Origin of the sequence: Campylobacter concisus (assembly GCF_902460625.1) — a bacterium.
Lineage (GTDB): Bacteria > Campylobacterota > Campylobacteria > Campylobacterales > Campylobacteraceae > Campylobacter_A > Campylobacter_A concisus_AD.
Window position 1 is genome coordinate 1 of the sequence record NZ_CABPUT010000014.1, and the last position, 8824, is coordinate 8824.

Below are 8824 nucleotides of genomic sequence, written 5' to 3' on the forward strand. Positions count from 1 at the left end.
ATTTTATATATTCAGTATAATTCATTGTTTTTTTGCATTTTTAATGGCAAAACTAATACCATCTAACTCGGAAGGATGTGGTTTTATATTTTTTTCCTGCAAAGAATAAGGGTGCAGCAACGCCTCTAATGATATGTATTCGTATTCTTGCCAAGGCTTTGGCTCATTACGAGTATATACTTTAAATCCCTCTATTGGATCAAGCGGTTTTTCCAAAGCTTTACAAACCGTCCAAAACCTGTAGCTAGAATTTCCTTGAATAGGCTCTGGAAAAACAATATTTTTAATACCTTTACTTTTAAAAATCTCAACTTTGTCTTTTGCGCTCAAATATGATAAATAAGTATTTGCTATCTTTTCAAATATCTCATCTATTTTATGCATCCACCATCTATTCCATCCATCCGAGAATACCCCTGTATATTTAGCCTCCTCAAAAAGCTTTTTTACGCTACTCCAGTCTCCGGATTTATCAATATCGATTCCTAATCTAGCAGCCAAGTACTGCTCATTTATCAAAAATCCTTTTACATAAATTAAATCTTTTAATATTACTTGTGCATACTCATGAACAGGAATTATTTCTTCGATTTTAAATCTACTAAAAAATCTTTCATCCAGTGCCTTTATGTTTGTTTGTAGTAAATTTTCAAAGTCTTTTGTTTCGGCTATTTTTTTATACCCATTCGCAAGCGAATATAATTTCTTTGATACCAAATCAGAAATTTGAGTTTTCATAATAAATCTATCAAAAAGATTATTGCTCGTCATGTCTTTAAAATATATGTCTTTTAATTTTGCTTCCGTTGAAAAAATAATAATAGGAATATCTGTTTTTAACTCTCCTTTGGTTGTTAAAGTTCTTATATGCTGGGCAAATTCTGTTGCAGTAAAAGGAAAATTTTTACCATCATAAGGTTCATTGTCTAATCTAAGATCAAGAATTAATCCTTGATATTGACTTATTGTGCCTATGGTGTCTTGTATATTAAATTTATCAAAAATACTTACGTGTTTATACTCAACCAATAATCCTAACTCTTTAGAAGACAGTCTTTCTGCTAATCCTTTAGTCACTTGATCACTTGCATCATCGATATATAAGAACTTAAAACTCATAATACCCTTTCTTCCATGGTAACTCTATTCTAAATGTAGTGCTAAACCCTTCAATAGGTTCTTTTACATATATTATTCCACCATAACCTGTAATAATATCTTTTACTATTTTTAACCCTAATCCAGTTCCTGTCATCTCTTCATAATTTCTTGAAATTTTTCCAACTGGCGCACTTGTTGTAAAAAAAGGATTAAAAACTTTATCACGATTTTCAAGCGGAATCCCATTTCCATTGTCTGAAAACTCTAAGTATACATTCTTTTCCGTACTTCCAATTTCAATATACAAACTACCATTTCCTTTATTAGCTTTTTGTATAGCTTTTCTGGCATTTGTATAAAGATTCAATAAAATAGAAGCCCATTCTGATTTGTGCATTGGGCAAGTATACAGCAAGGCTTGTTTTGTTTCATAATTAAACAATATTTTGCGCTTTATTAAATCATTATGTATGGCCCTTTTAAAAGCCAAAACAGCCGACTCAAGTTCAACTGGCGACAATTCTCTTTGAACATTTTCCGAAATAGTTTCATCAAAATAAGATGTATATGTTGATAGACTTTTAAGATTTTCACGAATCCTATCAGATACCTCATGGCCTCTGCCTGCTTTGTTTATGTACTCTTTAATATTTTCAATATCTGCTTCCAAAACAGCTTGATATTGTTTTATTTCATGAATAAATTCTCCAATTGTTAGCCCTAAAGCTGCTAAAATCCTTAAAAGATTCTTTTCTTCTAATAACTCTTTTTGCTTCTGTATTTGCTCTTCATGAGCTTCTTTGAGTTTTCTTAACTTCTCTTTTATACCATCATTGTCTTCTTTGTAATCGGATGTTTGCTCATCTTCACTAAATGATACTATGTCTTCTAATTCTTCGATTATTTCTGAAATTTTTTCTTCAGGTTCTTTTTTCCAATTTTTTTCATTGGTCCTTGTTTTTACGCCTCTCTCTGAAGCTATTTTGATTGCTGCATCTGTTAAAATTTTATAACCAAAATCCGTTAACTCCACAAAGGCTTTATTTTCAAGCAATCCTTCTCTGCTTGAAAGCTCTTCAAATTTGTCATCCTGTCCATTTATCTCTATAAAACCAAAAAAGTTAATGTTTGCATGAGTAGGCAAGATCGTTCTTCTTCTCACAGAAGCATCTAGGCCCAGCCAGTCATTTGAAATCCCTTTTGTATTTTCACCATAAGGAAGAACTCTAAAGCCGTTTCTATATAATCTTATGCCACCTAGTTCTTTAGCCTTTTCCCTAATAAAAGATTCAATTTGAAATGGTATATCTGAAACTCCATAGACAAAATAATATGCTTTTAGAAAAATATTTCGTATTTCTTTATATGGGTTGTTTTGATTTAAAATAACATTTTTAACACTATAATTTAATTTGCTGCTCTCAATGCTTATTTTAACATACCCATTTTCATCAACGAAACCTGTTATTTCAGCTAAAGCATGTTCAAAAAACATCGTACTGTCATTTGCGATTACTTCAGTAAGGTCACCTTCTTTTCTATTACATATAAGCTTAAATCCTGGATCTTCTGTTTTTAGTTTTACTTTTGCAAGAGGAAAAGGCTGTAAAATTTCAGATGCATATCTATAAACTCTTTTAATCTGAGGCTCTGTCCATTTATCCCTTAAATCCTTTATAATTAATTTTGTTCCGCTTTTTTTCTTTGGCATTCGATCTTTATGCTCTATCTTATTATCGATAAACATTAAATCTTGATCATTTTTAAAATCATCCCAGTTTATAGTTACTTCAAGTGCTTGCTTGGAATCTTCTGTCTGTGTTATTATTGTTAATTGTCTTCCAAGCCTTTGGGCAGCAAAACGACCTATTCCTTTTTGACCGGCTCTTTTTCTTTTGTATATTGGAGAGAACGGATAATGAATTTTATCACTTGATGCTAGTCGCATAAAACCATTTATTAACTGATCTTTGGTCATACCAACACCGTCATCACTAATAATAAGAACTCGACCAACATCAAATGAATCAATAAAGGTTAGTTCAACTTTTATTGCATCAGCGTCATAAGAGTTTTTAACCAGCTCAGATACAGCAGTTTCATGTCTAGCTACAAGTTCTTTGCCTAATCTATTTATTATCCCAGCATCTATAGAAAAACGTATATTGTGTTCATCGAATTTAGATAATTCAGATGATAGTTTTAAAATTTTTGAATAATTTGAGGGTTCAGTCTCAAGGGTGTATTTTAATTCTTCTCTTATTTTATTTTCATCCATTCTATTCTCTCTTTTTAGTATAATTAAGATCGTGAATATTTTATTAAAATAATAATCTAATAATATCATATGTTCTATAAAATAATGATTTGTGAATTAACTAGGTTTTAAAATTATTTATTTGGCCTGTTGTATATGACTATTATTTTTATTAAATTAGAAAACAAAGAAGTTGCTTTAAAATAAATTTCTAAAATTATTTAAAAAATATGAATTTATAGCTTAAAGTAACATTATTTTTGCAAATTGCATAAAGAAATTATACTTTTTTAATTTTTTGAGAGTATAATCGTTAAGAATTTATTTATAGAAAGGGATTTAATGTCAGTAAAGCAAGAAAGACGTAGCTTTATCGGCCTTGCGTTTGGTGCTGTGGCAGCTGTCGGCGGCGCTATGTCACTAGTGGCTGTTAAAAAGACTTGGGATCCGCTTCCAAGTGTAAAAGCTGCTGGTTTCACAACAGTTGATCTAAGTCCGATCAAAGATGGAGAAATGAGGCAGGTTGAGTGGCGTAAAAAGCCTATTTTCATCCTCAAAAAAAGTCCTGATATGGCTAAAAATGACAAAAGAGATGTTGTCGTAGGGGATGCTAGATACGTAGTTCTTATCGGACTTTGCACGCATCTTGGCTGTATACCTGAGTATAAAGCAAGTAAACAAATGTTTGTATGTGCCTGTCATGGCGGCGAATTTAATGCCGACGGAATGCAGACATACGGACCTCCTCCAAGACCACTTGATATACCACCATTTAAGATTGATGGAACCAAGCTAGTTCTAGGCGAAACAAGCCCAGAATACGAAAAATTAGTAGCAAAAGCTTAGGAGGATAGCAATGTCTTTAGCTCATAAATCAACTGGCGTTATTGACTGGCTTGATCAACGCCTAGCTTTTACAAAACTTATGAAGGTTCTAGTTAGCGAATACTGGATTCCAAAAAATATAAATTTCCTTTGGGCAATGGGCGTTATTTTAACAACGCTTTTTATGCTCTTAATCGTTACTGGTTTTTTACTTTTAATGTATTACAAACCAGATGTAAATTTAGCATTTGATAGTGTAAATTATACTATCATGCAAGAGGTCGAGTATGGCTGGCTTTGGCGTCATATTCACGCAGTTTCAGCCTCTACGATATTTCTTATTATGTATATTCACTTGCTTACTGGACTTTACTATGGTTCATACAAAAGAGGCAGAGAGGTCATTTGGATAAGTGGTATGGTGCTATTTATCTGTTTTTCAGCAGAGGCATTTAGTGGTTATATGCTCCCATGGGGACAGATGAGCTACTGGGCGGCAACTGTTATCACTCAGCTTTTTGGCGGTGTGCCAGTTATTGGCGATGCTTTAGTTGAGTGGATTAGAGGCGATTACGCAGTTGGCGACTCAACACTTACTAGATTTTTTATGCTTCATGTTTGTTTATTGCCACTTGTAACGATAGCTGTTTTGGTTATTCACTTCTACTCTTTAAGAGTTCCGCATGTTAATAACCTAACAAGTGAAGATATAGACTTTGAAGTAGAGGCACAAGAGTATCTACATGGCGATAGAGCGAAATCTAAAGTTATACCATTTTGGCCAGGATTTTTGGCAAAAGACTTTATGTATGTATCATTCTTTATGATATTTGTCATCTATCTTGTTTGCTATCACTTCAACTTTGCAATGGATCCTATCAACTTTGAGCCAGCAAATCCACTAAAAACCCCACCACATATCTATCCAGAGTGGTATTTCTTGTGGCAATATGAAATTTTACGTGGCTTTTTCTTTGATATAGCTGGAATTTCTGCTTATAACATCGGTCTTATCGCGTTTGCGTTTGCGGGTGTTGCATTCATGCTTATACCTCTTCTTGATAGAAGCGACCTTGTAGCTCCAGCTCACAAAAGACCACTATTTTTTATATGGTTTTGGGTCTTAGTTATCGATCTTATCGTATTATCTATATATGGTAAGCTCCCAACAGGTGGTTATAATGACTGGATAGGATTTTATTCATCATTGCTATTCTTGTTCTTATTTATAATTGCGTTGCCAGTTATAACAATACTTGAAAGAAAGAGGGGCTAATTATGAAAGAGCTTAAAATTTTTGCCATTGTTGTTATTCTTTCAGGTGTTTTATATTGGGGTATCGAGCCTTATGCTCACACAAAGCTTCACCCTCATACTGCAAATGCTGAGTATAACTTCTCAAAAGAAGATACTGACTATGCAAAGCACTTTTTAGGGCAAAAAAAGGCAGCACTTGAGACTGCTAAGGCTAGCGGAAATAAGGCAAGTATAGATGCGGCTACAAAAGATGTAGAAGTAGCACAAAAAATTCTTGATGACTATACAGCATTTTGGAATGACATTAACTCTATTGATCTTACAAAAGGTGACGCTACAAAGGGTGCTGATACTTTTGTAGCAGCTGGATGTACAGGATGCCACGGTATAGAAGCAGCAGGTATGCCAGCTGGTATGGATGCTGAGACAGCTAGTCAAAGCTTTGGTGTAGTGCCACCAGATCTTAGTACCGCTGGTAAAATTTATGATGATAAATTCTTAGCTGCACTCATTAAAAATCCAAATATGGCTTTAAAGCTAACTCATAAATTTAATGACGAGCATCCATTTCCGATGACTGCATTTATGGGTGCTGGTGGTGATATAAATGCTGAGACTGCCGATATAGTAGCTTATTTGAAAAAGGTATCTGCTGATTATGAAAAGGCAAACAATAAGATCACTGAAGAAAAGGTTTTTGCTGATGCATGTCAAAGATGTCATGATATAAAATATGACAAAAAATATGCATTTAGCAACAAAGTAAGCCTTGCTGCTTATATGGGTTCAAACCCACCTGATCTATCGATGATGATCCGTTCAAAAGGCAATGAGTATTTACATAAATTTATAAACGATACTCAAAAGATGCTACCAGGTACCGCAATGCCAAGAGTTGGTTTAAATAAAGCTGCTGAAGACGATGTGGTAGCTTATATCCAAAAAGTAGGTGACAAGAAGAAGGCTGAGCGTGAGAGTACAGGGCTTTATGTCATGATCTACTTCTTTATATTAGGAATTTTTGCTTGGCTTTGGAAACGCAAAGTTTGGAGCGAACTACACTAAAATTTAAGAGCCTCTTTGGCTCTTAAATCCTCTCTGGTAAATTTACATATATAAATAGGTATTCTTTAAATTCGTTTTTGTAAATTTGATCAAATACTCTTATAAATTTTAAAATTTCATTCACTCGTAAGAGCTGACTACTAAAATCTAGCTTCACTTACCGCTTAACTCAAATTTTAGAACCGAAATTACTCATTAAAGTTTGATTGAAATTAACAAAACTGCATGCAGTGCTTTAGCGCTAGAGCATGCCCTTTTGAACGTGTCAGGGAAGAGGGATTGTTAAGGGTGAAGGGAGTTCTTTTGCTTTGCTAGCTCGCAACTGCAAGCAGACCGTAATTTAAGCTCCCTTCTCCCTTAATAAAAGAATAGGAGTTATATGGTCTATATGCTTTACAAATTTTAAATTTTCATTCTCTCGTAAGAATTGACTATTGATTTTAGGTCTCGTAAGGTTTGCCACTAAAATCAAAGCCGAAATTACTCGTTTATGAAATTTTAAAAATTTGCCTAAAAACCTAAAGCAGTAGTATACCTATACTACCTTGTAAATTATGAATACACAAGCGTTTTGGTAAAAATAGAAATATATCTGAGTTTTAACGGTCGCTATTTAAATAAATTTATTTTTAAGCAAACACTCACAAAAACCCACCAAATTTCACAAAAATAGTAAAATTTAGCTCCGCATCAAGCCTATTTAAAATTAAATTTCCTTGGCGATCTTGCTCATTTTATTGAGCAGTTTTTCACGTTCATTTGGCTTTAGGTTGCCGTATTGAAGCTTTGTTATCATCTGCATGAAGTCAAATTGTTTAAACATTTGCGCATCGCTTTTTAGCTCTTTTTCTAGCTGTTTATAAATTTTTTCAGTCTCTTTATTCGCTTTTTCTAAATTTTGTAAAAAGCTTCCAGTTGTACTCATATCAAGATCGTTTTTTGCGGCTTTATCGATGGCATTTTTTAGATTTGCTAAATTTTCAGAAATTTTCATCAGCATTTCCTTTTGGATTTTAAAATTTACAGCAAATTTTATTCCTAAATTTTCTCCCACCACTTTTTTCTAGGCGGATTTTGGGTAGTGAAAACTTCTCCGATCATCGGCGTTGCGTAGTTTAGCTCAAGTTTTATCGCTGCCTTTTCAAAACGCTTGATCGGCTCATCCCAAGCGTGATAAGATAGATCAAATTTGCCCCAGTGCACCGGTACACCAAGCTTTGCACCAAGATCTTTTAGCGCTTGCGCTGACTCCTCTGGCTTCATATGCACGTAAGGCCAGCCATCGCCGTAAGCACCATTTTCGATAAAAACTAGATCAAAGGCACCAAATTTCTCATTTATCATCTTAAAATGCTTGCCGTATCCGCCATCTCCGCTAAAATAAAAGCTAAAGCCAGCCTCCTCTACCGCCCAGCCACCCCAAAGCGTCGTATTTCTTTTAAATGTGCGCCCACTAAAGTGCCTTGAAGGACAAAACATGAAGTTTAAATTTCCTATTTTTTGATCACCAAACCAGTCAAACTCATAAATTTTGTCTTCATCAACGCCCCATTTTACAAGGTGAGCTTTTACGCCAAGCGGCACTAGAAATTTGCAAATTCTATCTTTTAGCTCAAGGATCGTTTTGTAATCAAGATGATCGTAGTGATCGTGCGAGATGAGGGCGATGTCGATCACATCTGGGTAGTCACTAGTGGTGATAGCATACTCGTAGGTAAAGGGCTTACCGCCAATTGGTAGTGGAAATGCTCGGTGCAAAACTGGGTCAGTGATGATAGTTTTGTCATCAAGCTTGCAGATGAGGCTAACGTGCCCAAGCCAGATAAACTCGCCGTTTTTCAAGGCATTTGCGTCAAATTTTAAATTTGGTAAAGGCTTAGTTGGTAGCTTACCTTTTGGTGGAAAAAGTGCTTGGCGGACGAAATTTAGCATAGATGCTTGCGGATTATTTTTTACCATATCAATCGTTGGCTCTAAATTTATAAAAACTTTGCCGTTAAAATTTGGCGAAGCCTTTATCAGCTTTTGGCTTTTAATATCTGGCACGCCACCAAAAACTGGGGCAAATCTCATAAATACAAAAACTGCAACAATAAGCAAAAGTATAACTATAAAAATTCCCATAAAAAGCCTTTTAAATTTAAAGGTCGGATTATATTTTAGATTTTTAAATTTCAGTTTTATTTAATTAACCCGAGCTTAAATAATTAACTTGTAAATTTAAACTTAATTAAGATATTTTTACTCTTTATAGGAAAATTTTATTAATAAATATTATCCTTTAGCAAATAAATATACCTAAAAATAGATACTTAATAG

At 34.0% G+C, this 8824-nt stretch carries 8 protein-coding genes; 3 read left to right on the top strand and 5 right to left on the bottom strand.

What is annotated here, in order from left to right:
* Positions 1-21: 21 nt before the first annotated feature.
* On the bottom strand, positions 22-1119 hold the full coding sequence (locus tag F3G69_RS08950; RefSeq protein ID WP_103600574.1) for a hypothetical protein: 1098 nt from the start codon (positions 1117-1119) through the stop codon (positions 22-24).
* On the bottom strand, positions 1109-3379 hold the full coding sequence (locus tag F3G69_RS08955) for a sensor histidine kinase (protein ID WP_103600573.1): 2271 nt from the start codon (positions 3377-3379) through the stop codon (positions 1109-1111). Before F3G69_RS08955 ends, F3G69_RS08950 begins: the two co-directional genes overlap by 11 nt.
* Before the next feature lie 321 nt (positions 3380-3700).
* On the opposite strand from F3G69_RS08955, the gene petA reads away from it, so the two are divergent.
* From petA to F3G69_RS08970, 3 genes are read left to right on the top strand one after another with little or no spacing between them, the layout of a single operon-like run.
* Positions 3701-4204: a ubiquinol-cytochrome c reductase iron-sulfur subunit gene (gene petA, locus F3G69_RS08960; protein WP_021091707.1), complete on the top strand. Its 504-nt coding sequence runs from the start codon at positions 3701-3703 to the stop codon at positions 4202-4204.
* Positions 4205-4214: 10 nt separating this feature from the next.
* Positions 4215-5459: a cytochrome b gene (locus tag F3G69_RS08965; protein ID WP_103641610.1), complete on the top strand. Its 1245-nt coding sequence runs from the start codon at positions 4215-4217 to the stop codon at positions 5457-5459.
* A gap of 2 nt (positions 5460-5461) precedes the next feature.
* Positions 5462-6505, top strand: coding sequence for a c-type cytochrome (locus tag F3G69_RS08970; RefSeq protein ID WP_149715035.1), 1044 nt, complete (start codon positions 5462-5464; stop codon positions 6503-6505).
* A 22-nt stretch (positions 6506-6527) separates the two neighbouring features.
* Here F3G69_RS08970 and F3G69_RS09580 read toward each other — a convergent pair whose 3' ends face one another.
* The 3 genes from F3G69_RS09580 to F3G69_RS08980 all read right to left on the bottom strand — a co-directional run bounded on the left by F3G69_RS09580 (position 6528) and on the right by F3G69_RS08980 (position 8629).
* Positions 6528-6662, bottom strand: a complete 135-nt coding sequence (locus F3G69_RS09580) for a hypothetical protein (RefSeq protein ID WP_258033377.1) — start codon at positions 6660-6662, stop codon at positions 6528-6530.
* A 549-nt stretch (positions 6663-7211) separates the two neighbouring features.
* On the bottom strand, positions 7212-7499 hold the full coding sequence (locus F3G69_RS08975; RefSeq protein WP_149715036.1) for a hypothetical protein: 288 nt from the start codon (positions 7497-7499) through the stop codon (positions 7212-7214).
* Between the two features lie 44 nt (positions 7500-7543).
* Positions 7544-8629: an MBL fold metallo-hydrolase gene (locus F3G69_RS08980; RefSeq protein WP_149715037.1), complete on the bottom strand. Its 1086-nt coding sequence runs from the start codon at positions 8627-8629 to the stop codon at positions 7544-7546.
* Between the last annotated feature and the right edge of the window lie 195 nt (positions 8630-8824).